Raw genomic sequence first — 1,377 nt, 5'->3', positions numbered from 1 at the left:
CTGGTGTTCGGCGGCGAGCGGCTGAGCTATGCCGAGCTGGATCGCCGGACGAACCGGCTGGCGCAGGCGCTGGCGGCACGCGGGGTCGGTCCGGACGTGCTGGTCGGGGTGGCGGCGGAGCGGTCGGTGGAGATGGTGCTGGCGCTGCTCGGCATCATGAAGGCGGGCGGGGCCTACCTGCCGCTCGACCCCGAGCATCCGCGCGAGCGCCTGGCCGGCACCATCGCCGACACCGGCCTCAGGCTGGTGCTGGCCCAGGGACATCTCGCCGACCGGCTGCCGCAGATGGACGGCGTCGAGATCATCGCGATCGAAGGCTGGGACCTGTCCGGCTTCGCGGATGAGGCGCCTGTTGTCGACTGGCATCCGGAGGGGCTGGCCTATTGCATCACGACCTCGGGGTCGACGGGCAAGCCGAAGGCGGTGGGCAACAGCCACAAGGGGCTGCTGAACCGTCTGCACTGGATGCAGGCGGAATACGGCATCGGTCCGGGAGACCGGGTGCTGCAGAAGACGCCCTACGGCTTCGACGTGTCGGTGTGGGAGTTCTTCTGGCCCTTGATGACCGGGGCCTGCCTGGTGGTGGCCGAGCCGGGGGCGCATCGGGATCCGGAAGCGCTGGGGCGGGTGATCCGGGACGAGGGGATCACGACGCTGCACTTCGTGCCGTCGATGCTGGGGGCGTTCGCGGCGTCGGGGGAGCTGCCCCGCTGCACCACGCTGCGCCGGATCCTGTGCAGCGGCGAGGCGCTGCCGCGGGAGCTGCAGGACGAGGTGCTGGGGCAGACCGGTGCCGGTCTGCACAACCTGTACGGCCCGACCGAGGCGGCGATCGACGTCACCTTCTGGGCCTGCCGGCCGGAGGCGGGCCAGCGCAGCGTGCCGATCGGGCATGCGATCGCCAACACCCGGATCCATGTGCTGGACGGCGACCTGAACCCGGTGCCGGAGGGGGTGGCCGGGGAGCTGTACATCGCCGGAGTGAACCTGGCGCGGGGCTATCTCGGCCGCCCGGACCTGACGGCGGACCGGTTCGTGCCGGACCCGCAGGGCCCGTCGGGCAGCCGGATGTACCGGTCGGGGGACCTGGTGCGGCGCCGTGGAGACGGGGCGATCGAATATCTCGGTCGGCTGGATCACCAGGTGAAGCTGCGGGGCCTGCGGATCGAGCTGGGCGAGATCGAGGCGGGGCTGCGCTCCTATCCCGGCGTCCGGGATGCGGTGGTGGTGCTGCGCGAGGGCCGTCTGGTCGGCTACGTCGCCGGCGACGTCCAGCCCGACGAGGCGGCGCTGAAGCAGCACCTGTCGGCGCTGGTGCCGGAGTACATGGTGCCGTCGCGCATCGTCGGGCTCGCCGCCCTGCCGCTCAGTGCCAAT

General features: G+C 71.8%; 1 protein-coding gene. It reads left to right on the top strand.

Features of this window, described 5'->3' with window-relative positions; translation table 11 throughout:
- Nucleotides 1-1,377, top strand: a 1,377-nt coding sequence (locus tag P409_RS34415) for an amino acid adenylation domain-containing protein (protein WP_034849381.1), incomplete at both ends; no start/stop codon positions are given.

It is taken from the genome of Inquilinus limosus MP06 (genome assembly GCF_000767795.1).
GTDB classification, from domain to species: domain Bacteria; phylum Pseudomonadota; class Alphaproteobacteria; order DSM-16000; family Inquilinaceae; genus Inquilinus; species Inquilinus limosus_E.
This window is presented reverse-complemented; position numbering and strand designations above follow the sequence as displayed.